Below are 25,445 nucleotides of genomic sequence, written 5' to 3'. Positions count from 1 at the left end.
CCTTACCCTCGTGCAATCAGAACAAGTGCCGCCACAATCAACGCCAGGGCTATCCAGCGCTCTACATTGACCCGCTTGCGCGCCGTGCCGAACCAACCGAAATGGTCGATCAGTACACTCTTGCCCACCTGCCCGGACAGGATCGCAATCATCGTCATTGCCACACCGATATGGGGCGTGGCCAGGGTCAGCACCACTACGTACATCGGTCCCAGAAAACCACCGATCAACTGCCAGCGCGGCAGTTGGGTGAAGGCCGGGCCCTTTTGTGGGCCGCTGAACAGCAACAGCAAGAACAGGATCGCCGAGCCGACGCCAAAGATGCTCAAGGTCGCCCATAAATGCCCGACCTGCACACCCAATGGCCCCAGCAAACCGGCCTCGACCGACAGCCCCATGCCCGCGAGGATGACCAACGGCAACAACAGCAGCCGGAGAACGTTTCGCTTTGGCCGGGACTGCGCCGTAGCCTCGATAGAATGTGCCTGCATACATCACCTGCGCTTGAAGAAGAAAACAGGCGTGCATTATCCAGTGGCTTGGCTGTGCGATAAATGGCAGCATGCAGACAACACCTTTGCGCAAAACGCACAGCCTGGAGTCATGATGCAGGGTTTGAATGAACTGAGTTTCAAGGCGCTGCGCCTGTTCGTCGCCGTGCTGGACCATGGCAGTTTTTCTGAAGTGGCACGCCGCGAAGGCCTTGCGCCCTCGTCCATTTCCCGGCAGATCCAACTGATGGAACAAGCCCTCGGTCAGCAGTTGCTGTACCGCCATACCCGTGCCGTGAGCCCGACCGAAGCCGGACGCCTGCTCGGGCGACACGCGCGGCTGATGCTGGAGCAGCTGGAAACAGCGAGCCAGGCCCTGCAGGAACAAGACAGTGAACCTAGCGGGCTGGTGCGCATCAATGCGCCCATGGTATTCGGCCAGCGTCACCTTGCGCCGTGGCTGGGAGAGCTGTGCCGGCGCTATCCGAAGCTGCAACTGGACATCCAGCAGACCGATACCTTCGTCGACCCGCTGCAGGACGGCACTGACCTGTTGTTTCGTATTGGCGTGCTCAATGATTCCAGCATGCAGGCGCGGATCTTCGCGCCGCAACGCTTTCGCCTCGCCGCCAGCCCCGCCTACTTGGCGCAGCACGGCACGCCGCGCCATCCCGACGAACTGGTCAACCACCAGTGCCTGGCCTACAAGGGCATAAAAGGCCAGGAGCGCTGGTTTTTCCGCCGCGACCACGGCGACTGGAGCGCCTACAGCGTCAAGGGCCCGATCACCGGCAACCACGCTGACACCCTGACCCACGCCGCCGAGCAGGGCCTGGGGCTGGTGGTGTTTCCTTCCTGGCTGATCGGTGAAGGCCTGCGCGCCGGCACCTTGCAAGCGGTGCTGACCGATTACGAAGTGGCGACCACCCTGGAGCCCCAGCAGATCGCGGCGTTATGGCCGGGCAGCCGCAGGCTGTCGCTGAAGGTGCGCACGGTGATCGATTATTTTGTGGAATGTTTTGGGACGGTGCCGTATTGGGATCGATGAGTCAGAACACCCACTGCCCAATCAACCACGCATTCGCCCCACTGATCACCGCAAACAAAAACCACGCCAGCATCCGCGTCGGCAGCCGGTTGACGAACGGGCCCATCAGTTGTTTGTCGCCGGTCATGCGGATCAGCGGGTATAACGCGAAGGGCAACTGCAGGCTCAGCACCACCTGGCTGAGAATCAGCAGCTTGCCGATGGCGTCGTCGCCCATCAGCCACACGCCGAGGAATGCCGGGATCAGCGCCAGCCCACGGGTGATCAGGCGGCGCTGCCAGCAGGGGATGCGCAGGTTCAGGTAACCCTCCATGATCACCTGCCCGGCAATCGTACCGGTGAAGGTCGAACTCTGGCCCGAGGCCAGCAAGGCGATGCCGAACAGGATGCTGGCGAACGCACCGCCCACCAGCGGGTCGAGCAGATGATAGGCGTCCTGGATCTCCACCACGTCGGTATGGCCGGTCTTGTAGAACGCTGCGGCGGCCAGCACCAGGATCGCCGCATTGACCAACAGGGCCAAGGCCAGGGAGCCAATGGTGTCGATGCGTGCAAGCTTGACCGCGTCCTGTTTGCTGGCCAGGTCCTTGCCGATCAGGCGCGTCTGCACAATCGAGGTGTGCAAGTAGAGGTTATGCGGCATCACGGTCGCACCGAGGATGCCGATGGCCAAGTACAGCGGCGCGGCGTCGCTGATGGCCGACAGCGAGGGCGTGAAGCCACTGAGCACGTCCGGCCAGTAGGGTTTGATCAGCACCAGTTCAATGAAGAAACACACACCGATGGTCGCGACCAACGCCAGCATGATCGCTTCCAGCCGGCGGAAACCGCGGTTCTGCAGGGCCAGGATCAACAGCGTGTCGAAGGCGGTGATGACGATCCCGGTGGTCAGCGATACACCCAGCAGCAGGTGAAATGCCAGGGCGCAGCCGAGCACTTCGGCGAGGTCGGTGGCAATGATGGAGATTTCCGCCAACACCCATTGGGTGCGCGCGGAGCGCTTGCTGTAGCGCTCGCGGCACAGTTGCGCCAGGTCTTTACCGGTGGCGATACCCAGCCGCGAGCACAGGCACTGCACCGCCATCCCCGCCAGGCTGGCCAGCAGCACCACGAATAACAGGCTATAGCCGTAGCGCGACCCGGCTTCGATGGCGGTCGCCCAGTTGCCGGGGTCCATGTAGCCGATGGAAATCAACAGGCCGGGGCCGGCGAACATCAGCGCACGTTTGAAGAACGACGCCTTGGGATCAACGACAACGGAGCCGGCCACTTCCGGCGGGCAGAAAGGGGCGGTAGCAATTTTCGGCAGGCTGAATTTCACGCGGGATCCCAGGCAAACACACAAGTCAGGGCGCCAGCTTAGCAGTCCGACGCGACGGTGCGCATCACCGTCTCCCGGGGCAGGTCAAATGCCTCAACCACCTGCACCACCAGGTCCAGCTCCTGATTCAGCGCCTCACGTTCCAGACGCTGGCGAATCACGCCGATCACCAACACCGCCAACGTAGTGATCGAATACGCTGGGCCGGAAAACGCCCGTACGCCGCTGACCAGCAACATCGCTGCCGCCAACGCCTGGCCCACCACCGGAATCGCCGTGGCGGCACCGCGCCGCAGCATAAACCCGGTGAGCCCCGCCAATGCCGTGCCGCTCAAGGCGGTGGTGGCCGTACGGCCCATGTCGAGACGCTTGAACACACCTTGCTCTTTTTGCATCGCGGCCTTGAGTTCGGCGTCGAACGCCTGTCGGTCGGCACCGCTGAGGTTGTCCTGATACTGCTTGAGGAGTTTTTCCGCGACCTGCGCTTCGATATCCGCCAGGGCCACGCTGGCCATTGCATCGTCGAACTTGATGCCCAAGCGTTGCGCCACCGCTTCGGCGATCTGGCGATAAGCCACGCCGTGACCACGGGCCAGGTTCATGAAACTGTCGCCGCCCATGCGCTGCAATTCGATGGCGAGCTTGCGCGGTTCGCGTACGCTGGCATCAATCGAGGCACTGCGCTTTTGCGCCATCAGCTCGGCAAGAAACTTCAGCTCATCCGGGCGCGCCTGCAGCAGCATCGGAAACAGATCGAGATCTTCTTCGGCAAAACGCGCTTCACTGCTGCGCAGGTCGGCGCGGATCAGGCCACGGCGTTCCTGCAGCAGGTCGGTGTACTGCACCACCTTGCGCAACTGCGGCCAGTAGGCGGCATGGTCGAAGCTGGCCAGATGCACGTTGGTGACCTTGGCCTTGAGCGCCGGTGTCACCGCAATCGCATAGCGGCCGATGCAACGCTCGGTATCCGGCTTCATCGCCAGTGCCCAGTCCTTGCTCGAGTAGCAATTGATCAGCCGCCCCTTGAGCGGTGCCGACACCGCCTCCCAAGGGCTCGACGTACAGATGGCCCCGCCCATCAGCAGCACGTTATTCAATGGCAGTTCATGGGCGGTTTCAGGGCTGGCCAGCACACTCTTGACCAGGATCCGGGCGCCAAGGGAATGGCCGATCAGGTTGATCTGCCGCACCTGGAGCGATTCGGCGTGCAGGTAGCTCGCCAGCTCGGGCAACAAGGTCCTGGCCACTTCATCGACCCGCGCCTCGACACTTTTGTAATGGTCGAGAAAGTAGGCGATCGCCTTGCCCACACCCACCGTCGCCGCGCCCAGGCCACCGCCGCCGAGCATCGAGGCGATCACCTCCTTGAACGGGGCAAACAGGTTTTCCAGGAAGTGCCCCGCCGGCCAGAACAACATCAGGTTGGTCGAGCCTTCAATGCCGGCCAGTTGTTCCTTGAAGCCGGCCAACTGCTGCTGGCTGAAAAACGCCGAATAACCGTGCACGTAGAGATTGAGCACGTCCCCCTGAGGCTCGCCACACAGGACGAACGTAGGCTTGCGGGTGCGGTGCATTTCATCCCACTGCTGTTGCATGGGCCGGTGACTCCTGGTGACAAGGGGCGGCCATGGTAACAAAGAGCCAATCAAGCCGAGATGAAAACCACAGGCATCGCGACGCCGGACTGGTTCAGCGAGCGAAGTTGTCGATTTTTACCTGGCCATCGGGAAACGTCGCGATAATTTCCAGCTCTCCCCCCATCGCACGTATGTAGTCGCGCAATGTGCTGATGTACATATCGGTGCGACGCTCCATTTTCGAGACCGCCGCCTGATTGATATTCAACGCCTTGGCCAGGCTTTCCTGGCTCAGTTGCTGCGCCTTGCGCAGCTCATGCAGGGGCATCTCTTTCAGATGCTGTTGAAAAAGCTGCTCGGCATCGGCACGCGACTCGGGGGTCATGCGCGCCTTGAGATCAGCGAATTTTTTAGCCATGGGTAAGGCCCTCTTTGCGCAATGTTTTCAAATGGATGTCATACAGCTTTTCCGCCACCGGTACGTGCACGTCGTACCAACGATGCTGTGCGGTTTTATCGCCACCTATCAGCAGGACTGCGCAGCGCCGGGGATCAAAGGCATACAGCACCCGATAGGGACGACCTGCATGCTGTATACGCAGTTCGCGCAGATTACCGTGGCGAGAGCCTCTGATATCGCTGCTGTGGGGAAAACCAAGCCCCGGGCCGAGCAGGCCCAGCAGATCCACGCTGGCAGCAACCGAAGCTTGCTCATTCTCACCCAAGTTGCCCCACCACTCGCCGAATTCATCCGTGTATTCAATGTCCCATACCATGCAAATATGCCACCCAAGGAATATAAACTCAAGAGCATGAATTTAGGTACAGAGATGACGAGTCTGCCAGCCGAGCATCGGGAGAAAGTGTTTGTAGATTCTTCAGCTTCCACGAAAAGCAAACATCCGTAGCCGTCGAAATCCGCCAGATAACAGCCACATTCATTGACCTCCGCATCAAAAATACAAGTTTCAAAATGTGAAAACGCGCTCTAATAGCGCCCTTTCCCTTGGTAGCGAGGCCCGGTGGAGAGTGCATCTGCTCCCTCACCACACCGACCTCACCCTTGAAGGCGTCAGCATCTGATTCAAGCAAACAATGGAGTTCGCAATGCCCCATGAAGGCAACCTGTTACAAGCAGCCGTGGTGTTCCTGTTCGCCGCCGTGCTGGCCGTGCCGTTGGCCAAGCGTCTGCAACTGGGCGCGGTGCTGGGCTATCTGTTCGCCGGGGTGATCATCGGCCCCTCGGTGCTGGGCCTGATCGGCAACCCGCAAAGCGTGGCGCAGTTCTCTGAACTGGGCGTGGTGCTGTTGCTGTTTATCATCGGCCTGGAGCTTTCGCCCAAACGGTTATGGGTGATGCGCAAGGCGGTATTCGGTGTCGGCCTGGCCCAGGTGCTGCTGACCGGGCTGGTGATGGGCGTGGTGGCGCTGTGGCTGTTTGGCCAGTCCTGGAACAGCGCGATTGTGCTGGGCCTGGGCCTGGCGCTGTCCTCCACCGCGTTTGGCCTGCAAAGCCTGGCCGAGCGCAAGGAGCTCAACCAACCCCATGGGCGCCTGGCCTTCGCGATCCTGTTGTTCCAGGACATCGCGGCGATCCCGTTGATTGCCATGGTGCCGCTGCTGGCCGGCAGCGATCATCCGACCAGCGAAGCCCAGGGCGTGCAACACGTCTTGCAAATCCTCGGCAGCATTGCCGTGGTGATCATCGGCGGGCGCTACCTGCTGCGACCGGTGTTTCGTATCGTCGCCAAGACCGGCCTGCGTGAAGTCTCCACCGCCACCGCGCTGCTGGTGGTGATCGGCACCGCCTGGCTGATGGAGCTGGTGGGCGTGTCCATGGCCCTCGGCGCGTTCCTCGCCGGGCTGCTGCTGGCGGACTCGGAATACCGCCACGAACTGGAATCCCAGATCGAACCGTTCAAGGGCCTGCTGCTGGGGCTGTTTTTTATCAGCGTGGGCATGGGCGCCAACCTCAGCCTGCTGCTCAGCACACCGCTGGTGGTGATCGGGCTGACCTTGCTGTTGATCGGTTTGAAACTGCCACTGCTTTACGCCGTGGGGCGCATGGTGGGCGAACTCAATCGTGAAAGCGCCCTGCGCCTGGGCGTGGTGTTGGCGGCGGGAGGTGAGTTCGCCTTCGTGGTGTTCAAGATCGGCCGCGACCAGGGCCTGTTCGAACCGCACCTTTACGATGTGCTGGTGTTGACCATCACCCTGTCCATGGCCGTGACCCCGCTGCTGCTGTTGGTGTGCCCGAAGCTGTTCAAGTCCAAGGCCAAGCCGGTGGACGTGCCCGAGGAGTACCGCGCTATCGAAGGCGACGCGCCGCGTGTGGTGATTGCCGGCATGGGGCGAATGGGCCAGATCGTTGCGCGAATCCTGCGCGCACAGAACATCTCGTTCATCGCCCTCGACACCTCGGTGGAAACCATCGAACTGACCCGCAGTTTTGGCGGTATGCCGGTGTTCTACGGTGACCCGCAACGCCCGGAAATCCTCCACGCGGCCAAGGTCGACCAGGCGGAGTTCTTTGTGATCGCCATGGATGATCCGCAGATCAACATCAAGACCGCCGAACTGGTGCGCAACCTCTACCCACACATGAAGATCATCGCCCGCGCGCGTAACCGCCAGCACGTTCACCGCTTGGTGGACCTGGACGCCTCACCGGTGCGTGAAACCTTTTACTCAAGCCTGGAGATGAGCCGCCGTACCCTGGTCGGCCTTGGTCTGAGCCAGGCCCAGGCCGACGCGCGCATCGACCGCTTCAGGGCCCACGACCAGCAAGTCCTCGCCGCCCAGCATGCGGTGTACGACGATGCGGCCAAAGTCATGCAGACCGCCCAGGAAGCCCGTGCAGAACTGGCGCGCTTGTTTGAGATGGATCGGCTTCAGGAAGAGTCCGACAAGGTGTGAGGCTGCAGATGAACGATATTGCGAATTTTCTGACAGAATACGCCGCAATTTCGTTCATCTCTGGAGCGCTTCATGGCCACCTTCACCAAGACTGCAGTGCTGCTGGCCCTCGCGCTTACCGCCAGCAGCGTGTTCGCCGCCGCCAAACCGGCCACGCAAACGCTCTCCACCCTGGGCGGCAAGTTCACCTTCAGCCTGCCCAAGGCCTACACCGCCGACGCCCTGCCCTCCGGCAAGGCTGAAGACGGCACCGCCGATACCCAAGGCACCCTGTACGCCAACGCAACCACGAAAAGTGTGGTGATCGTCGCCGAAACCGTGCGTAACGATGGGGTGTCAATCCAGGACAACGACGCCAAATTTCTCGATGGCGCCGTGAGCGATTTCGTCAAGAACCAGAGCGCCGCCCTGCCCGACTTCAAGAAACTCGGCGAGAAAAAACTGACCTTCAAGGGCCTTGGCCTGCGCCAGGTCGACAGCACGGCTACCCAAGGCGGCGGCAAGACCCTGAACTCCACGTTCCTGGCTGGCTCCGGCAATCACCTGCTGGTGATCCAAGCGATTTCGCGAGCGGATGATGTGAAGGGGCATGCGGAGCTGGTGAAGCAGATTACTGGTGGCAAGTAAGCCAACCTCCCAAGCAACATAAAACCAATGTGGGAGGGGGCTTGCTCCCGATAGCGGTGAATCAGTCGATACATCTGTGACTGAAATACCGCCATCGGGAGCAAGCCCCCTCCCACATTTTTTACGGTGTTTACCGCAGGCTCTTCTCCAGCCAAGCCTTCAGGTCCTGGATTTCCGCCTCGCTGATTGTATGGTTCATCCCCGGATACCCATGAAACTGCGGCTTCAAGCCAATCCCTTCCAGCACCTCGTTGGCCCGCGTCCCAGAGGCATAGGGCAGCGCCTGGTCCAAGGTGCCATGGCCGATAAAGATCGCCAGCTTGTCCAACGCTTCATTCGGCTTGAGCTCGGCCTTGAGCACCGGTAACACGCTGCCGCTCAGGGCCGCAATCCCTCGCACCAGCTCGGGCCTGCGCAAACCCACCTCATAGGACATGATCGCGCCCTGGCTGAACCCGACCAGAAACACACGATCACTCTGGGTGTGGTACTTGGCGGTGGCCTTGGCCACAAAGTCTTCGAGCAGCCTGGCGCTGCTTTGCAGATCAGCCGTCACCCCATCGTAATCACCGTCACCGGGGGTCTTGGTAAACCAGCGATAGCCATGCGGCTCCACCGGCATCGGCGCGCGCACCGACAGGTAGGTCCAGGTGGAAGGCAGCGCATCCTTGATACCGAACAGGTCTTGCTCGTTGCTACCAAAGCCATGCAGGAAAATCACCAGCGGTTGGTTGCGTGCATCGCCCTGGGTTTGCTCCAGGTACGACAACGGCAGGTCGGTATGCAGGTCGGAATCCGCGTGGGCGACACCGGCCAGCAAGGTCAGCGCGAGAGCGAGCAGTTTGAGCATGGGGTCTATCCCTCAGGGTTTGCGCAACAAATAGGTGTCCATGATCCAGCCATTGGCGAGTCGCGCGGCCTTGCGCACCCGTTGGATGTCGTCCGCGACCTCGCTAACTTTGCCGCTGATCAGGATTTCATCCGGCGTGCCCAGGTAGGCGCCCCAATAGATATCCAGGTCCTGATCCGCCACGCTGCGGTAGGAATCTTCGGCATCGAGCATCACCACCAGGGTGTCGGCATCACTCGCCTGCCCCGCCGCCAGGCGGCGCCCGGTGGTGATTTCAATGGACTTGCCGATACGGTTCAACGCCACCTTATGCTGGGCCGCCAGGGCCTGCACGCTGGTAATACCGGGGATCACCTCGAACTCGAATGCACAGCGCCCCTCGGCAAGGATCGCCTGCAAAATGCGGATAGTACTGTCGTACAACGCCGGGTCACCCCAGGCCAGGAACGCCCCCACTTCGCCGTCGGCCATGTCCTCGTTGATCATGCGCTCGAAGGTCTGCTGCTTGTCGCGGTTGAGGTCGCGCACGGCAGTGGTGTAGTCGATATCACCGCGCACGCGCTCGGGGCAGTCGGCCTCGACGAAGCGGTAGCCGGGCCTGGTGATATAGGTTTCGCAGATTTCACGGCGCAGGTCGATCAGCTTGTCCTTGCTCTGGCCCTTGTCCATCAGGAAAAACACGTCGGTGCGGTTCAGCGCCTTCACGGCCTGCATCGTGATGTAGTCAGGGTTGCCGGCGCCAATGCCGATGATCAGGATGCGTTTCATGGGTTGCTCTCATTGCGGGGCGTGGATTTTGCCATGATCGTGGGCTCAGGCATAAGTTTCCAGGCGCAGGCGCCAGACCGCGTTGAAGCGCAGCTCGGTGCGCGACAGTGGCTCTACGTCGATCCGGTAGAACATCAAGGCCGGATACTGCATGACGTACAACAGCGCGGCACGGATCACAAAGGGGTGGGTCACCGCCAGCACATGACCGGGCTGGCTTTCCAGGGCCTTCATCCACTGCCCGACCCGCGTGCACAGTTGCGCCACCGACTCGCCGCCATGGGGCGCACGGGTGCTGTCGGTGAGCCAGGCGTTGAGTTCAGCGCTGTCGAGCGCGCGCAGAGCCAGGCCTTTCCAGTGCCCAAGGTCGACGTCGCGCAGGGCCGGTTCGATGCGCGGCTGTTCGCCGAACAAACCCGCCGTCTGCCGGGTTCGCGCCTCCGGCCCGCAGAGCAGGCGCGCCGTCTTGGGGTAACGGCCTGCCAACGACAACGCCGCGCCCTGCCAGTCCATGACCAGCGATTCGTCATCGGCAAAGCGCGCCTGTTTTTGCGACGGCGTGGCCGCATGGCAGATCAGGGTCAAACGGGTAGCCTGCACGCGATTCATTCCGAAGGGATGAGGCTGCCAAGCCTGGCGCAGTCAGAGCGCCGATGCAACGCCCTCAGGCCAATGCCGCTCCCGCAGGCACCGCCGCCGGGCTGGCGCTGGCCACGAAGTCGTCCTTGCGCAACAGCACCAAGGCGATCAACGACACCACCCCGGTCGCCACATAGAAGTACCAGGGCGAGGTAATGTCGCCGGTCACCTTGATCAGCCAGGTGGAGATCAGCGGCGCGCTGCCGCCAAATACCGCCACCGGCACGTTGTACGCCACGGCGATGCCGGTAGAACGGATGCGTGTGGGCAGCAGTTCGCTCATCAGTGCATAGGTGGACGAAGCATAGAGGCCGAACAGGATAGCCACCGCCATCAACGGCGCAAAGAACGTCGCCGGCGTTGCGGTCGGGGCCATCTTGAACAGCCAGAACATCGCCAGGGTCGCCAGCGTGCCGACCACCATCAGGAACGGCTTGCGCCCGTATTTATCGGTAAATGCGCCACCGAACGGCATGACGAAGGCCGCCGAGAAACTGGCGACGAACACATAGAGCAAGGTGGTGCCGCTGTCGAACTTGAGGATCTTGGCCATGTAGGTCGAGGCGAAGGTCAGGACCAGGTAAAAGATCGAGCTGTGCAAGGTGATGATGAAAAACACCAGGGCGATGGCGCGCTTCCACTGCCAGACCTCGCGCAGGGGCGCACGGGAAGTTTGCCCGGCGCGTTGCAAGGCCAGGAACTCAGGGCTGTCTTCAAGCTTGAGGCGGATATACATGGAGATGAAGCCCAGGGGCGCGGCGATCAGGAACGGCACGCGCCAGGCCCATTCCTGCATGACGTCGGCGCCCAGCACCCAGGTCATGCCGTTGGCCACAGCGCCGCCCAGTAGCAGGCCGAGCACCGCGGTGACCATCAGCCAGCAGGTGGCAAAGCCGCGTCGGCCAGGGCCGGCGTATTCGGAAATGAAGCTGGTCACGGTGCCGATCTCACCGCCCGCCGAGAAACCTTGCACGCAGCGCACCAGGATCAGCAGGATCGGGGCGACGATGCCGAGGGTGGCGTAGGTCGGAAGCAGGCCCAGCATTACCGTGGAGCCGGTCATCATCACCAGCGCCATGATCAGGGTTTTACGCCGGCCGATTTTGTCCGCCAGCGGGCCGAAGAACAGCCCGCCCAACGGGCGGATGAAGAAGCTCAGGGCGAACGCGGCAAAACTGGCCAGCAGGCTGGTAATGGGGTCGTCGGAAACGAAGAACGCCTGGCCGATATACACGGCAAGAAAGCCGTAGACGCCGTAGTCATACCACTCGATCAAGTGGCCGGAGGTGGCACCGAGAAACGCGCGGCGGCGTTTGCGGACGGTGTCTTGCGCGTGATTGCCCATCGGGGGGACTCCTTGTCTGTTGGTCGATCCGTGCTAAAGCGCGGCGATAGTCGCTGCTTTCAACCACTGCCGCAAGTCGGTCTTGAGGACCTTGCCGTAGCTGTTCTTGGGCAAATCGCTGCGCCACACATATTTTTTCGGTTTTTTGAACGAGGCCATGCGCGCCACAAACCATGCCGTGAGCTCGCCTTCGTCGAGGGGCTCGCCGCTGCGCGTCACCACAAACGCCACCACCGACTCGCCCCATTGCGGGTCCGGCTCGCCCACCACGCACACTTCGAAGACCTCGGGATGCTGGGCCAGCACCTCCTCGACTTCGCGCGGGTACACATTGCTACCGCCGCTGATGATCACGTCCTTGGAGCGATCCGTGAGGGTCAGGTAGCCGGCGGGGTCAAGAAAGCCAATATCACCGGTGAGCAGCCAACCCTCGACCAGGGTGTCGCTGGTGGCCTGCGGATTGCGCCAATAGCCTTGCATCACCGTGGCGCCGCGCACCGCGATTTCACCGCGCTCGCCGGTTGGTAACGGTCGGTGGCGGGCATCGAGAATGCGGATTTCCACGCAGGCTTGCGCGTAGCCTACGGACGCGGCCAGCGTCGCCCAGTCGCCGCGCTGGCGATCGGCGATCAGCCCACGGGGCAGCACGCTGATGGTCATCGGGCTCTCGCCCTGGCCGTAGATCTGCACCAGGCGGGGGCCAAACGTGTCGACGGCGTCGCGCAAGTCGGCCAGGTACATCGGGCCGCCGCCGTAGACGATGGTCTTGATGCCTTCGCCGTGATAGCCCTGTTGCCGTGCCTGCTCGACCATGCGCTTGACCATGGTCGGTGCGGCAAACAGTGAAACGCTGCCCAGCTCTGTCGCCAGCCCGAACAACTCGGCGGCGTCAAAACCGTTGGACGCCGGCACCACATGCCGGGCGCCGCAGCGTACGTGAATAAAGTTGTAGAGCCCGGCGCCATGGGACATCGGCGCGGCGTAAAGCGCGGCATCGTCGGCGCTGACCGGATCGACGTCGGTGGCGTAGCACAATGACATGGCGATCAGGTTGCCATGGGACAGCATCACCCCCTTGGAACGCCCGGTGGTACCGGAGGTGTAGAACAGCCAGGCGAGGTCGTTGTCCTGGCGTGGTACCGGTTGCTCCAGGGTTGGCCAGCCCTGGTTCGGCGGCAGCACGTGACCGTCGAGTTCCGTGCAGCGCGCAGGCAAATCCCGCGATGAAAACACCCGGCCGCCATCGGTAAAGATCAAGCGTGCTTCGGCATTATCCGCGATCCATGCCGCCTCGGTCGGGTGCAGCTTGGCATTGATCGGTACCGCCACCGCGCCCATCCACCAGATGGCGTAGAGCAACTCCAGATAGTCGCAGCTGTTTTTCATCAGCACCGCCACCGCGTCCCCTGGCTGCAAGCCGTGCTGGTCGACCAGGTGCGCGGCGCGCTGGCGCACATGGGCGGCGAAGGTGGCGTAGTCGGCCACTTGCCGGGCGCCGTCGAACAGTGCCGGGCGTTGCGGGTCGCGACGCTGGGTGTCGTGCAACCAATTGGCAATGTTCATGGTTCAGTACCGACGCGCGTGCAGGACCGAAGCGTAGTTGGCCACCGCCATACCGCCCATGTTGAATACCAGGCCGAACTCCGCGTTGGGCACCGCCAGGCCAATCGGCTCGCCGGTCAATTGCCGGAATGCCAGGGCATGCATCGAGACACCGGTCGCGCCGACGGGATGGCCCTTGGCCTTGAGCCCACCGGAAAGGTTCACCGGCAAACGCCCGCCCGCGCGCACCACGCCGCTGTCGAGCACCCGGTGCCCCTCGCCCTTGGGCGCCAGGCCCATGGCTTCGTAGATCAGCAGTTCGGCGATGGTGAAGCAATCATGCACCTCGGCGAAGCTCAGGTCGGCCAGGGTCACATTCGCCCCGCGCAGCGCCGAATGAATCGCCCGCTGCGGGCCTTCAAACGCCAGGATGTCGCGCTGGGCGATGGGCAATGTGTCGTTGACCTGAGTCATCGCGCGAATCTGCACATCGCGGCGAAACGCCCGCGCACGCTTGGGCGACGCCAGCACAATCGCCGCAGCGCCATCACTGATCAGCGAGCAATCGGTGAGGCGCAGCGACTCGGCCACGAACGGGTTGCTCTGGGACACGTTATTGCAGTGCTCGAAATTCATCTCGCGGTGCATCTGCGCCAACGGGTTGGCCATGGCATTGGAGTGGTTCTTGGTGGCAATCGCCGCCATCGAGCCCAGCGGGCAATGGTAGCGCTCGGCGTATTGGCGAGCGGCGCGGCCGAACAACTGCGGGAAACTCAGGCCGGCTTCGGCCGCATCGTTCTGGTAACCAGCGCCGGCCAGCGCCTGGGTGACGGCGGCCGTGGTGGTGTGGGTCATTTTCTCGGCCCCCACCACCAGCACCAATTCGGCGCTGCCGGAGAGAATCGCATTGACGCCGGCCTGGATCGCCGCCGAACCGGATGCACAGGCGTTCTCGCAGCGGGTGGCCGGCTTGAAGCGCAGCCCGGGGTCGGCCTGCAGCAGCAACGACGCGGCAAACCCATCCGGCACCAGCCCGGAATTGAAATGGCCGAGGAACAGCGCGTCGATTTGCGCCGCATCGAGGGCAGCATCGCTCAAGGCCTCACGCGTGACCTGAACAATCAGATCTTCCAGCGTGGTACCTTCCAAGCGACCAAAACGCGAATGACCAGCGGCAACGATAGACACGCAATCAGCAGGCATAATCAATTTCTTCTGTTCTTGAACCGGACTTTCCCTACAATGACCCACCTCTGGTCGCGGGCCAATTCGTGTAACTACTTACATGGATAAGTAGTCCGCCAATCAGTTGAATAACGAGGCAGGATGCCCATGACTGTGATTACCCCGCCATTCCAGAACCTTGAACGCCTGGCGTTCAAGCTGTCCCCCGCGCCGCAGCTGGTCACCAGCAACCGCGTGATCATCGACTGCAACGACGCGTTCCTGAACCTGTTCGGCTACACCCACGCGACGTTGGTCAATCAATTGACCCTGCTGATCTACCCGTCCCAGGCCGACTACCACGCCATTGGCAAGCGCAGCCATGAGTGGTTGCTCGACAGCGACAGCGGTTTTTATTCCGACGAGCGCTTCATGCAGCATCGCAATGGCGAAGTGTTCTGGGCCAGGTCCCATGGCTACACGCTCACGCCCAGGGATCCGTTCAAGTTGATGATCTGGCACTTCGAACGGCTGGACCGCACCCATCAAGGCACGGGCGACCTTACGCCGCGGGAGCGGGAGATTGCCATGCACATCGTCAATGGGCTCAAGTCCAAGGAAATTGCGCTGCGATTGGGGATTTCGCATCGGACGGTGGAAGTGCATCGGGCGCGGTTGATGAGGAAGTTGCAGGCCAAGACGGTGGTGGAGTTGGTGTCGAAGATCATCATGGTGGCTTGAGGTTGGCCGGGATTTTTTTGGAATTGACTGTGTACATATCCGTTATTTAGGTCATGGCGGCTGGCGGTTCCGCTCTTACAGCGGGTCACTTTGGAAAAGAGCCCCAAAGTAACCAAAGGGCTCTTGCCCCACCACTCGGCACCTCGCCTAGGCTCGGTGTGCCCGTAATCCGACAGTGATTTGGGGGGCCGCCGCCACGCGCCATCCATGGCGCGGGGCTGCTAAACCGGCATCCCTGCCGGTTTACCCCCCAAATCACTATCGAATTCCGGCCAGCGTGGTTTAACGGGGCGCTTAAGATCAAAATCACTAGCAAAACGAGGCGGCCTTAAAGCCGACCTGACCATCGAAGCGTACGCGGTGTAGCTTCTACTTCCTCAGACGCTGACGAAGTCAGCAATCTTTTGATCTGGCTCTTGCTCCTGCTTTTGCTTTGGATCTTGATCTCAGTCGCCCCGTCAACCACGCTGGCCGAACGCAGGTTTGAATCCGTGGGTAACCCGGCAGGACGCCGGGTTAGCCGCCCTGCGCCATGGATGGCGCATGGCGGCGGCCCACGGATTCAAGCCTGCGTTCGGGCACACCGAGCCTAGGCGAGGTGCCGAGTGGTGGGGCGAGGACCTTTTGGTTACTTTTGGGTCCCTCCAAAAGTGACCCGCTGTAAGAGCCAGCCCTTTCAAGGTCTTTTGATTTTAGCGGCCTTGAGCACCCGATCCGTCGACACATGGGCATTCGCGGCTTTGCCTTCCAGCCATTCCTTGGGTTTAGGCACCTTCGGCCCCCTTTTGCTCTTGACGACCGCTTTGGGCTGGATATTTCGAGCAAGTGCAAGCAGGTATTGAGCCAGCCCCGCTGCGGGGATAGGGATGGATAAATATTCTGGCAAGGCTATTTGCATTCCCTCGTAACCGCTGCGTACCTGCACCGTCAGGTGGAAAATCGATGCATCCCAATCGTCGGGCAAAGTCTGGCGATGAGCCTGCTCGACGCTGCGTTTGAGCACGGCCAGAACGTTGTAAGCCAACACGGCTGATGCAAATCCCAACAGGGCTGCTTTAGGGTTGCCCAAGGTTTCGATTTCACTGTCCAACACCGCTTCCAGGCGCTGGAACATCCCTTCGATGCTCCAACGACGGCGGTACAAATCGGCGATTTGCTCAGCACTGATAGAGTCGGGCAAGTTGCTCCAGAACAGCAGCGTGGTGTCGCCGGATTCGGTGGGGTTTTGCAGGCTCAGTTCGACTCGCCGCCACTGGCGTCCACCTTTTACTTCGATGATTTGCTCACGCACGCTGCCTGCCGCGACCGCAACAGGCAGCTGCCAGTCGCTTTCCTTAAGCAGACGTGGATGTTTGCTCTGTTCGCGAATGATGAACGAGGCCCCGGTATCTTCGCAGGCCTCCATGACTGGAAGCGTGCAGTAGAGTCGATCAGCCATCCACAGTTGCCCCGCGTTGGCCTTTTCCAGCAACGGCAGCACGCTGACGCGTTCGCTGGCATAGGCATCTTCACAAGGCTGCAGATCAACGACCTGGTCCAGATCGGGGTCGTAAACCACAACGGAAAAACCAGGCCGGGCGGCGCCTCGTTCACGGCGCAAAGCGCCCAGACGCTTTTCGCTCGAAGGCAGGTGGTTACCGTCAACGACCCGTAGTTGCCAACCAGGCAAAATGGCTGTGTGCCCCAGTTCTTTTATCGTCGGTGCCAAACGCTCTGCGCTACCGGTGACCAAGGCGCGCAGTAGCGCAGGCTCTGTACGACTGACCTTGTCATACAGCGCCGCCAAGCTGACAGGAAGATCTTCCATCTGTCGCGCGGCGGCATGCAGCGAAGGTCGCAAACCCAATGAAACAAGGGACATCAGTTCAACGATGGTTGAAAACAAAAGCTCTCGTGGGTACTGCCGCTGACGGTGCTCTTCGAATATCTGGTCGACCCATTCAGCAGGAACAGCCTGCTCCAATATCACTCTGGTCATGACACTGGCCGGTGCTTTTTTCTCAAACCGCGCTAGAACCTCTGCCCACATCGCTTTCGTCACCCTGATCGGAGTTTTGCGGGATTTTATCAAAGACCTTGAAAGGGCTGGCTGTAAGAGCGGAACCGCCAGCCGCCATGACATAAATAACGGATATGTACCCGGTCAACCCCACCCCAGCGCAGTCATCAGGCCACCTGACTTTCCCTCTTCAAACTCTCCATATCAATCACAAACCGATACTTCACATCCCCCTTGAGCATTCGCTCATACGCCTCGTTGATCCCCTGGATATCAATCATCTCAATATCAGAAACAATCCCGTGCTTGGCACAAAAATCCAACATCTCCTGGGTTTCCTGAATCCCACCAATCAACGACCCCGCCAAACTGCGCCGCTTGAAAATCAGGTTGAATACCGCAGGCGACGGATGCGGACTGTCCGGCGCACCCACCAGCGTCATCGTGCCATCACGCTTGAGCAAGCTGATAAAAGCATCAAGGTCATGGGGCGCAGCCACCGTATTGAGGATAAAATCCAGGCTGTTGACTACCTTGGCCATCTCATCGGCATTCTTCGACACCACCACCTGATCAGCACCCAAACGCAACCCATCCTCACGCTTGTTCGGTGAAGTGGTGAACAACGTCACATGTGCCCCCATGGCGTGGGCAATCTTCACCGCCATATGCCCAAGCCCGCCAAGCCCGACCACCCCAACCTTCTTGCCCGGCCCGACCTTCCAGTGGTGCAGCGGCGAATAGGTGGTAATCCCGGCACACAGCAACGGCGCTACCGCCGCCAGGTTCGAATCATCGTGGGAGATGCGCAGCACGAACTGCTGCTTGACCACGATGTTGTCCGAATAGCCGCCGTAGGTATTCTCGCCACCGAACAGCGGGCCGTTATAGGTGCCGGTAAAGCCGTTCTCGCAATACTGCTCCTCGCCCTCGGCACAGGATGCGCACTGCTGGCAGCTGTCGACCATACAACCGACACCCGCCAGGTCACCCACCTTGAATGTCTTCACATTGGCGCCGACCGCCGTCACACGGCCGACGATTTCATGACCGGGCACCGACGGGTACAGGGTGTTGTTCCACTCGTTGCGGGCGGTGTGCAGGTCGGAATGGCATACCCCGCAATAAAGAATCTCGATCTGTACGTCATCCGCGCCGGGGGCGCGGCGCTCAAAGGTAAAGGGCTTGAGCGAATCCTTGGAGTCCCGAGCGGCATAGCTGTAAGTCTTGGCCATTTCGTTCACCTGTGTGATCTGACGGAAGAGTTCGGTGGACACGCCTAGCCGCTGAAACGTTCAACCGAGCACGTCCATACAATTCCCAATGGCGCCTGCCCCCTAACCTCACGGCTTTCGAACCCGTAGAAGCGCTGGAGAATGGGCATGCGTAACAAAGCAATCAAGGTATCCGTAGCATTGACGCTGTTGGCAAGCGCCATGATAAACAGCGCTTTGGCGGCCACCCCAAGCGTCGCCGTGGCGCCGCAATACGACACCAGCCACGTGTATGTCGCGCCGGCCGATGTCGACCGTTTCGCCCAGAGTTTCCTGGCTACCTTCGGCGGCAAAAGCACGCCCCAAGTGGTGGTGAATGTGCTGCCGGTGCCGAGCAGCACTACTTCGCAATTGCTGCAGACCCCGGCGGGCACGGTCTCGTTGTTCGGCTTCACCACGCCCGTGCCGCACCCGTTCGGTCAGGAACGCAACGGCTATCTGGTCAAGGACATGGACATAGCCCTCAAGGCGGCGCGGGACAATGGCGCCGATGTGATCGTTAGCGATTTTCCCGACCCCATCGGCCGTGATGCCGTGGTGCAGTGGCCGGGCGGCGTCAACATGCAGCTCTACTGGCACACCAAGACCCCGGATTACGCGGCGTTCGAGACCATTCCGGAGAACCGCGTGTATGTATCCAATGACAGCGCCGAGCGCTTTATCAAAGCGTTCCTCGGCTTCTCCCACGGCAAAATAGTGAACGACGACAAGCACGCCCCCGCCGCTGATGTCGGCCAAACGGGCGGCGAGTACCGTCGCGTCGAGATCGAGTCAGCCTTCGGGCGCATGGCGGTGCTGGTCACCAATGGCCATCTGCCCTACCCGTTCGGCCACGACACCACCGGCTATCAGGTCAGCGACCTGGCCGCCACCCTGGGCAAGGCCAGCGGTTCTGGCGCCAAGGTGCTGGTGCCCGCGTTCGACAGCAAAGGCCGGCGCAGTGCAGTGGTCGAATTCCCCGGCGGTTATGTGGCGGAAATTCACCAGCTCACCGCGAAAAAATGATCCGTCATACAGGCTGGAGCCTGGCCGTGCTGTGGCCGCTGCTCGTTGGCAGCGTCCACGCCGAGGATCAACCGAGCAGACCGGCGATCAAGGCCAATCGCTGGCAGGAAGACTGGTCGGTGCTCAAGGACCCGGCGCTGCGCACGCAGCCGCTGGACACCCTCAAGTACATCCCGCTGTCGGGCGCCAACCCGTACACCTACCTGTCCCTGGGCGCGACCTTGCGCGAGCGTTTCGAGATGAATGACGCCAGCGGTTTCGGCGTGAAGAACGTGGCCCGTGATCGCTACCTGATCCAACGCTTCCAGGTTCATGCCGACCTGCATTTGAATGAACACTGGCGCGTGTTCACCCAGCTCGAAGACGTGCGCGCCTATGACAAAACCACCCTGGGCGGCGCCGATCAGAACCGCGTGGATTTGCGCCTGGCCTTCGCCGAATACGTGAACACCTTCAGCAGCGGCACGCTCAAGAGCCGTATCGGTCGCCAGGACTTTGCCTTCGACTTGCAGCGCTTCATTTCGTCACGGGACGGCCCGAATGTGCGGCAGTCGTTCGATGCATTGTGGGCCGACTGGGAAACGCCAAACTGGCGCTTTATCGGGATCGCCAGCCAACCGGTGCAGTACCAGGATGGCCGGCATTTCGACGATAAGTCCAACAGTGACGCGCGTTTTCATATGCTGCGGGTCGAGCGCCTGGTGGGCGGCACGAATGAGCTGTCGGCCTACTATGGCGTGTATGAGCGCAGCGCGGCGCACTACCTTGACGCCGATGGCGACGAAACGCGCCAGCTGTTGGATGCGCGCCTGGGTGGCGCGGTCCAGGGCTTCGACTGGGACATCGAAGCCATGCTGCAAGGCGGCTCGGTGGGCAACAAAGACATTCGCGCCTGGGCCGGCGGCAGCCGCACCGGCTACACCTTCGACAGCCTGGCGTGGAAGCCGCGCCTCGGCCTGCAACTGGACATCGCCTCGGGCGATCGCAAAACCGGTGACGGCACCGTCGGCACCTTCAACCCGCTGTTTCCCAACGGCTACTACTTTTCCCTGGCGGGCTATACCGGCTACAGCAACCTGATTCACGTCAAGCCATCGATCACCGTCAAGCCCATCGCCAAGCTCAGCGTGCAAACCGCCATCGGCTTGCTGTGGCGGCAAACCACGGCGGATGCGGTCTACACCCAGCCCAGCGTGCCGGTCGCCGGCACTGCGGGCCAGGGTGAACGCTGGACCGGTGCCTACGGTCAGCTGAGAACCGACTACGCCTTCACGCCGAACCTGACCGGCGCGGTCGAAGCCGTGCATTACGCGGTCGGCCAGACCCTGCGTGATGCCGGCGGGCACGACAGCAATTACCTGGGCATGGAGCTCAAGTTCAGTTGGTAATTGAGGCAAGCACACCGATACAAGCCCGGCTTGGTTTTTTGGCGCAGGCTTTTCGCGATGTAACAAGGCGGATTTTTTACCCAGTCTTTTCATGCAGACACAGGAGTTTCAGATGAGCACATTCGTTGCCAAAGACGGTACCCAGATCTACTTCAAGGACTGGGGCAGCGGCAAACCCGTGCTGTTCAGCCACGGCTGGCCGCTGGATGCCGACATGTGGGAATACCAGATGGAATACCTGAGCAGCCGTGGCTTTCGCACAATCGCGTTCGACCGCCGAGGCTTTGGCCGCTCGGACCAGCCGTGGACCGGCAACGATTACGACACCTTCGCCGACGACATCGCCCAGTTGATCGACCACCTGGACCTCAACGACGTGACCCTGGTGGGTTTCTCCATGGGTGGCGGTGATGTGGCCCGCTATATCGCGCGCCATGGCAGTGCGCGGGTCGCCGGGCTGGTACTGCTGGGTGCGGTGACGCCGATCTTCGGGCAGAAAGCCGATTACCCGCAGGGCGTGCCCAACGACGTCTTCGATGGCATCAAGGCCGGCCTGCTGAAGGACCGCGCGCAATTCATCAGCGATTTCAACACGCCGTTCTTTGGCCTCAACAAGGGCCAGAAAGTCTCGGAGGGCGTGCTCACCCAGACCCTGCAGATCGCGCTGCAAGCCTCGCTGAAAGCCACCGTGGATTGCGTCACCGCGTTCTCCCAGACCGACTTCCGCCCGGACATGGCCAAAATCGACGTGCCGACCCTGGTCATCCACGGTGACGGTGATCAGATCGTTCCGTTCGAAACCACTGGCAAAGTTGCCGCCCAGATGATCAAGGGCGCCGAGCTGAAGGTGTACAAGGACGCGCCCCACGGGTTTGCCGCCACCCACACCCAACAGCTCAATGAAGACCTGCTGGCCTTCCTGAACCGCTGAGTAACCCCTGTGGGAGGGGGCTTGCTCCCGATAGCGGTGGTTCAGTCAGCGTACTGATAACTGACCCACCGCTATCGGGAGCAAGCCCCCTCCCACAGTTGAATCACCTTTACTATTCAGGCAAGTCGCTGCCCCAGTCTCAGACTCCCCGGCCCCGCAATCAGGATGCTGGTGAAGATAATCATCAACAGCCAGCCAAACTGCCCTTCGAACAGCGTCCATTCCGGATGCACCACCAGCAGCGCGATCACCAGCACCGCCAGGATCGGCAGGCATGCCAAGCGCGTCCACACCCCCGCGATGATCAGCAGCGGGCACAGCACCTCGGCAAATATGGCCAGCAGCAAGGTGAGCGGCGCGCCCAGGTGAAACGGGTCTTCGATCAGCTTCAACTGGTCGCTGTAGTTGAGCAGTTTCGGCAATCCATGCACCCACAGCAAAAACAGCGCCCCGCTGACCCGCAGGAACAACAGCCCGACATCCTGTTTTTTTATTTCGCTCATATGCCACCTGTGTCCGTCGAAAATGACCGACCGCCAGTGTGGCCCTGGCCGCGACGATGGGCTTGCAGGCGTGTGCTGACCTTAGACCGGTGACACTGAAAAACCCGCAACGATTTCATCGATCACCACCCGCACCCGTGCGGTATGACGCAGGTCGGCGTGGGTTACCAGCCAGACGTCATAGGGCAACGGTCGCGTGCGCTGCGGCCACAGGCGGACCAGGCCGTCGCGTTCGCCGGTGTACACCGGGATCTCGCCGATGCCGATGCCAGCGGCAATTGCGCGGCGTACCAGCAGGCTGGAGCTCAACGCTGCCACAATCCGCCCGCGCCCCAACGGTTCGCAGACCAGCGTCAAGTCTTTCTGGCTTTGCAGGTAGGGTTGATACACCACCAGGTCATGGCCTTCGAACAGGCTGCCGGGTTCCGGCACGCCGTGGCGATCGATATAGGACTGCGCCGCGAACAGCCCCACCGGCCAGCGGGCGATGCGCCGGGCGATCAGGTCCGGGTTGTCCGGGCGGATGTTACGCACGGCGATATCGGTTTCACGCTTGGCCAGGCTGAGGAACTGGGTCGAGGCGTCCAACTGCACGCGCACGTCCGGGTGCTGCTCATGCAGACGCGCGATGGCCGGGATCAGGAAGTCGATGGCCAAAGAGTCGGTGGTGCTGACGCGCACGGTGCCGGTGAGACGCTCATCCAGCCCTTGTATCTGGCGCTGCAACTCCAGGGCCGAACGCTCCATTTTTTCCACCGAAAGCAACGCGGCTTCGCCGACGGCGGTCAAGGCATAGCCTTCGGAAGTGCGCAGGAACAACGTCGCGCCGAGGGATTTTTCCAAGGCGTTGATCCGCCGCCCGACCGTGGCCTGGTCCACGCCCAGCACCCGAGCCGCGCCACGTAATGTGGTTTCCCGGCATACCGCGAGGAACACTCGCGCATCGTCCCAATTCATCACTACCCCCACTGCATAAACGCATCAACGCGCCGCAAATTCGCTGCATTATTGCATCAGCAAACCTGGCTATGCTGGCCGCCACAGAAAAATATCCAGGACCGCCATCATGCTGCACACACAGGCTTCATCCCGAAACGCCGTCTGGTTACCGATCTTCGCCGGGCTCTGCGCCAGCCTGGTCAGCATCGGCCTGGCGCGCTTTGCCTATACGCCGTTGATCCCCTCGCTGATCCAGGCCCAGTGGTTTTCCGCCAGCGACGTGGTCTACCTCGGCGCCGCGAACCTGGTGGGTTACCTGGTGGGCGCGCTGATCGGGCGGCCCATCGCCCGAGCGACTTCCAACAAAACGGCGCTGCGCCTGATGATGGTGGCAGTGACCCTGGCGTTTTTCGCCTGTGGCTATCCGTTGTCGGTGCTGTGGTTCTTCGCCTGGCGCTTGCTGTCGGGCATCGCCGGCGGCGCGATCATGGTGTTGGTGGCGGCGACCGTGCTGCCGCATGTTCCGGCCCCGCGCCGTGGCGTGGCCAGTGGTGCGATCTTCCTCGGCATCGGCTTGGGCATCGCCGGCTCCGGCACAATGGTGCCGCCGTTGTTGAATCTGGGCCTGCAACAGACCTGGTTCGGCCTGGGCCTGCTGGCCCTGGTGCTGACCGCCGCCAGTTGGTTCGCCTGGCCCAACGGCACGCTGCAGGAGGCAACGCCGCCAACGGCTAAAGCGCCGACACCGGCAGCGGTGTACCTGCTGTTCGCGCAATACGCCTTCATGGCGGCGGGCCTGGTGCCGGCCATGGTGTTCCTGGTGGATTACGTGGCACGCGGCCTGGGTGCCGGGGCGCATGTCGGGGCGAGGATCTGGGTGATGTATGGCCTGGGCGCCATCGTCGGGCCGGTGACCTACGGATTTCTTGCCGACACCCTCGGTGCCCGCTTGAGTATTCGCGTCGTGCTGGTGATACAGGCGATTGCATTGGGCTCGCTGGCGGTCTCCAGCTCATTCGTGGCCCTTGCCGTGTTGGCGCTGATCCTCGGCTCGTTCCCGCCGGGCATTGTGCCGCTGGCGCTGGCGCGAATCCACGAACTGATCCCCGAACATCACCCCCAGCAAATCGCCTGGAGCCGGGCGACAGTGTCTTTTGCTACCTTCCAGGCGCTCGCCGGCTTTGCCTACTCGGCGCTGTTCAACGGCAGTGGCGGCCAGCATGGGCTGTTGTTCCTGATCGCGGCTGGCGCCATTGTGGTTGCACTGTTGCTGGAAGCGGGCATGATCTGGCTGAACCGTCGACCGCTCGCCACGGTCCCAACCCATACGCTCATTGCTACAGGAACCCCTTCATGACCCTGCCTCAAGAAATGACCCTGATCGAAATCACCGCCCCCGGCGGCCCCGAAGTGCTGCAACCGCGACGTGCCGACGTACCGGTGGCCGGCCCGGGCGAGATCCTGATTCGCGTGCATGCGGCCGGGGTCAACCGCCCCGACGCCTTGCAGCGGGCCGGCAAGTACCCGATGAAACCCGGCATGAGCCCGATTCCCGGCCTGGAAGTGGCCGGTGAAGTGGTGGCGCTGGGTGAAGGCGTGGATCAATTCGCGCTCGGCGATAAGGTCTGCGCCCTGACCAATGGCGGCGGCTATGCGCAGTTCTGCGCGGTACCGGCCAGCCAGGCGCTGCCGATTCCCGAAGGCATGGACTGGATTCAGGCCGCTGCGGTGCCGGAAACCTTCTTCACCGTCTGGGCCAACCTGTTCGGTCTGGGCGGCGCCTGCAGCGGCGAACGCGCCTTGATCCATGGCGGCACCAGCGGCATCGGCACTACCGCCTTGATGCTCTGCCAGGAATTCGGTATCCAGGCCTTCGCCACCGCTGGCAGCGCCGAAAAATGCGCAGCAATTGCCAAGCTCGGCGCGCAGCCGATCAATTATCGCGAGGAGGATTTTGCTCAGGTCATCGCCGAGAAGACCGCCGGCCAGGGCGTTGATGTGATCCTCGACATCATGGGGGCCTCCTACCTCAACAACAACCTTAAGGCCCTGGGCATGGACGGCCACTTGGTGATGCTGGGCTTTCTCGGTGGCGGCAAGGCCAATGATGTGGACCTGTTGACCATTCTCGGCAAACGCGCGGTGATCACCGGTTCGCTATTGCGCGCCCGCACCCGCGAAGAAAAGGCCGCGATTGCCGAGCAGTTGCGTGAACATATCTGGCCGGTATTGAGCGAGGGGCGCTGCCTGCCGATCATCGACAAGGTGTATGAATACACTGACGCCGCCCAGGCGCACGCGCGGATGGAAGGTGGCGATCATATCGGCAAGATTGTGTTGCGCGTCGAATAAACCCTTCACGCCCCTGTGGCGAGGG

General features: G+C 61.7%; 24 protein-coding genes. 9 read left to right on the top strand and 15 right to left on the bottom strand.

The features are described 5' to 3' along the window. Window positions 1-2 precede the first annotated feature (2 nt). Window positions 3-491 carry a DMT family transporter gene (locus C4J90_RS11615; protein WP_124419818.1) on the bottom strand — a complete coding sequence of 163 codons (489 nt, stop codon included), beginning with the start codon at window positions 489-491 and terminating at the stop codon, window positions 3-5. Window positions 492-606: 115 nt separating this feature from the next. On the opposite strand from C4J90_RS11615, the gene C4J90_RS11610 reads away from it, so the two are divergent. Continuing rightward, window positions 607-1,539 carry a LysR family transcriptional regulator gene (locus C4J90_RS11610; RefSeq protein ID WP_124419817.1) on the top strand — a complete coding sequence of 311 codons (933 nt, stop codon included), beginning with the start codon at window positions 607-609 and terminating at the stop codon, window positions 1,537-1,539. A 1-nt stretch (window position 1,540) separates the two neighbouring features. On the opposite strand, the gene C4J90_RS11605 is transcribed toward C4J90_RS11610, so the two are convergent. From C4J90_RS11605 to C4J90_RS11590, 4 genes are all read right to left on the bottom strand, one after another. After that, window positions 1,541-2,860: an Nramp family divalent metal transporter gene (locus tag C4J90_RS11605; RefSeq protein WP_124414483.1), complete on the bottom strand. Its 1,320-nt coding sequence runs from the start codon at window positions 2,858-2,860 to the stop codon at window positions 1,541-1,543. A gap of 38 nt (window positions 2,861-2,898) precedes the next feature. Beyond that, complete coding sequence (locus C4J90_RS11600; protein ID WP_124419816.1) at window positions 2,899-4,455, bottom strand: DUF726 domain-containing protein; 1,557 nt, start codon at window positions 4,453-4,455, stop codon at window positions 2,899-2,901. Window positions 4,456-4,549: 94 nt separating this feature from the next. Further along, entirely contained in the window at window positions 4,550-4,855 is a 306-nt protein-coding gene (locus tag C4J90_RS11595) for an XRE family transcriptional regulator (RefSeq protein ID WP_124419815.1), read from the bottom strand. After that, entirely contained in the window at window positions 4,848-5,213 is a 366-nt protein-coding gene (locus C4J90_RS11590; RefSeq protein ID WP_124419814.1) for a type II toxin-antitoxin system RelE/ParE family toxin, read from the bottom strand. Before C4J90_RS11590 ends, C4J90_RS11595 begins: the two co-directional genes overlap by 8 nt. Before the next feature lie 331 nt (window positions 5,214-5,544). Between C4J90_RS11590 and C4J90_RS11585 the strand changes: the two genes are divergently transcribed. Together C4J90_RS11585 and C4J90_RS11580 are read left to right on the top strand one after the other, a co-directional pair. After that, on the top strand, window positions 5,545-7,353 hold the full coding sequence (locus tag C4J90_RS11585) for a monovalent cation:proton antiporter-2 (CPA2) family protein (RefSeq protein WP_124362512.1): 1,809 nt from the start codon (window positions 5,545-5,547) through the stop codon (window positions 7,351-7,353). Between the two features lie 72 nt (window positions 7,354-7,425). After that, complete coding sequence (locus C4J90_RS11580; protein ID WP_124419813.1) at window positions 7,426-7,980, top strand: hypothetical protein; 555 nt, start codon at window positions 7,426-7,428, stop codon at window positions 7,978-7,980. 130 nt (window positions 7,981-8,110) lie between these two features. On the opposite strand, the gene C4J90_RS11575 is transcribed toward C4J90_RS11580, so the two are convergent. The 6 genes from C4J90_RS11575 to C4J90_RS11550 form a co-directional block, all read right to left on the bottom strand. Continuing rightward, on the bottom strand, window positions 8,111-8,830 hold the full coding sequence (locus tag C4J90_RS11575) for an alpha/beta hydrolase (RefSeq protein WP_124419812.1): 720 nt from the start codon (window positions 8,828-8,830) through the stop codon (window positions 8,111-8,113). A gap of 12 nt (window positions 8,831-8,842) precedes the next feature. After that, complete coding sequence (gene cobF, locus C4J90_RS11570; protein ID WP_124419811.1) at window positions 8,843-9,598, bottom strand: precorrin-6A synthase (deacetylating); 756 nt, start codon at window positions 9,596-9,598, stop codon at window positions 8,843-8,845. Between the two features lie 45 nt (window positions 9,599-9,643). Further along, on the bottom strand, window positions 9,644-10,198 hold the full coding sequence (locus C4J90_RS11565; RefSeq protein ID WP_124419810.1) for a histidine phosphatase family protein: 555 nt from the start codon (window positions 10,196-10,198) through the stop codon (window positions 9,644-9,646). A 64-nt stretch (window positions 10,199-10,262) separates the two neighbouring features. Then, a complete protein-coding gene (locus C4J90_RS11560; protein WP_124419809.1) occupies window positions 10,263-11,582 on the bottom strand; it encodes an MFS transporter in 1,320 nt (439 codons plus the stop codon). Window positions 11,583-11,615: 33 nt separating this feature from the next. Next, window positions 11,616-13,145: a class I adenylate-forming enzyme family protein gene (locus C4J90_RS11555; protein WP_124414477.1), complete on the bottom strand. Its 1,530-nt coding sequence runs from the start codon at window positions 13,143-13,145 to the stop codon at window positions 11,616-11,618. Between the two features lie 3 nt (window positions 13,146-13,148). Then, window positions 13,149-14,327, bottom strand: coding sequence for an acetyl-CoA acetyltransferase (locus C4J90_RS11550; RefSeq protein WP_124419808.1), 1,179 nt, complete (start codon window positions 14,325-14,327; stop codon window positions 13,149-13,151). 129 nt (window positions 14,328-14,456) lie between these two features. On the opposite strand from C4J90_RS11550, the gene C4J90_RS11545 reads away from it, so the two are divergent. Then, window positions 14,457-15,029 (top strand): PAS and helix-turn-helix domain-containing protein, encoded by a 573-nt coding sequence (locus C4J90_RS11545; RefSeq protein ID WP_124362504.1) that lies wholly within the window; start codon window positions 14,457-14,459, stop codon window positions 15,027-15,029. Window positions 15,030-15,705: 676 nt separating this feature from the next. On the opposite strand, the gene C4J90_RS11535 is transcribed toward C4J90_RS11545, so the two are convergent. Then, a complete protein-coding gene (locus tag C4J90_RS11535; protein ID WP_124419103.1) occupies window positions 15,706-17,007 on the bottom strand; it encodes an IS4 family transposase in 1,302 nt (433 codons plus the stop codon). A gap of 188 nt (window positions 17,008-17,195) precedes the next feature. Further along, on the bottom strand, window positions 17,196-18,263 hold the full coding sequence (locus C4J90_RS11530; protein ID WP_124419807.1) for an NAD(P)-dependent alcohol dehydrogenase: 1,068 nt from the start codon (window positions 18,261-18,263) through the stop codon (window positions 17,196-17,198). Window positions 18,264-18,410: 147 nt separating this feature from the next. Here C4J90_RS11530 and C4J90_RS11525 point away from each other — a divergent pair, with 147 nt between their 5' ends. The 3 genes from C4J90_RS11525 to C4J90_RS11515 all read left to right on the top strand — a co-directional run bounded on the left by C4J90_RS11525 (window position 18,411) and on the right by C4J90_RS11515 (window position 21,626). Further along, the gene (locus tag C4J90_RS11525) at window positions 18,411-19,307 is read left to right on the top strand and encodes a VOC family protein (RefSeq protein WP_124419806.1); all 897 of its coding nucleotides are present in this window, start codon (window positions 18,411-18,413) and stop codon (window positions 19,305-19,307) included. Beyond that, entirely contained in the window at window positions 19,304-20,695 is a 1,392-nt protein-coding gene (locus C4J90_RS11520; RefSeq protein ID WP_124419805.1) for an alginate export family protein, read from the top strand. The genes C4J90_RS11525 and C4J90_RS11520 overlap by 4 nt, the downstream gene beginning before the upstream one ends. A 112-nt stretch (window positions 20,696-20,807) precedes the next feature. Further along, the gene (locus C4J90_RS11515) at window positions 20,808-21,626 is read left to right on the top strand and encodes an alpha/beta fold hydrolase (protein WP_124419804.1); all 819 of its coding nucleotides are present in this window, start codon (window positions 20,808-20,810) and stop codon (window positions 21,624-21,626) included. 116 nt (window positions 21,627-21,742) lie between these two features. Here the strand turns inward: C4J90_RS11515 and C4J90_RS11510 are convergent, their stop codons facing one another. Together C4J90_RS11510 and C4J90_RS11505 are read right to left on the bottom strand one after the other, a co-directional pair. After that, window positions 21,743-22,129, bottom strand: coding sequence for a DoxX family protein (locus tag C4J90_RS11510; protein ID WP_124419803.1), 387 nt, complete (start codon window positions 22,127-22,129; stop codon window positions 21,743-21,745). A gap of 81 nt (window positions 22,130-22,210) precedes the next feature. Beyond that, window positions 22,211-23,086 (bottom strand): LysR family transcriptional regulator, encoded by an 876-nt coding sequence (locus C4J90_RS11505; RefSeq protein WP_124414470.1) that lies wholly within the window; start codon window positions 23,084-23,086, stop codon window positions 22,211-22,213. A gap of 109 nt (window positions 23,087-23,195) precedes the next feature. Here C4J90_RS11505 and C4J90_RS11500 point away from each other — a divergent pair, with 109 nt between their 5' ends. Together C4J90_RS11500 and C4J90_RS11495 are read left to right on the top strand one after the other, a co-directional pair. Then, the gene (locus C4J90_RS11500; RefSeq protein WP_124419802.1) at window positions 23,196-24,425 is read left to right on the top strand and encodes a YbfB/YjiJ family MFS transporter; all 1,230 of its coding nucleotides are present in this window, start codon (window positions 23,196-23,198) and stop codon (window positions 24,423-24,425) included. Beyond that, a complete protein-coding gene (locus tag C4J90_RS11495; protein WP_124362495.1) occupies window positions 24,422-25,420 on the top strand; it encodes an NAD(P)H-quinone oxidoreductase in 999 nt (332 codons plus the stop codon). The genes C4J90_RS11500 and C4J90_RS11495 overlap by 4 nt, the downstream gene beginning before the upstream one ends. Window positions 25,421-25,445: the final 25 nt, after the last annotated feature.

The sequence above is a fragment of the Pseudomonas sp. R2-60-08W genome (genome assembly GCF_003852335.1).
GTDB lineage: Bacteria > Pseudomonadota > Gammaproteobacteria > Pseudomonadales > Pseudomonadaceae > Aquipseudomonas.
This window is presented reverse-complemented; position numbering and strand designations above follow the sequence as displayed.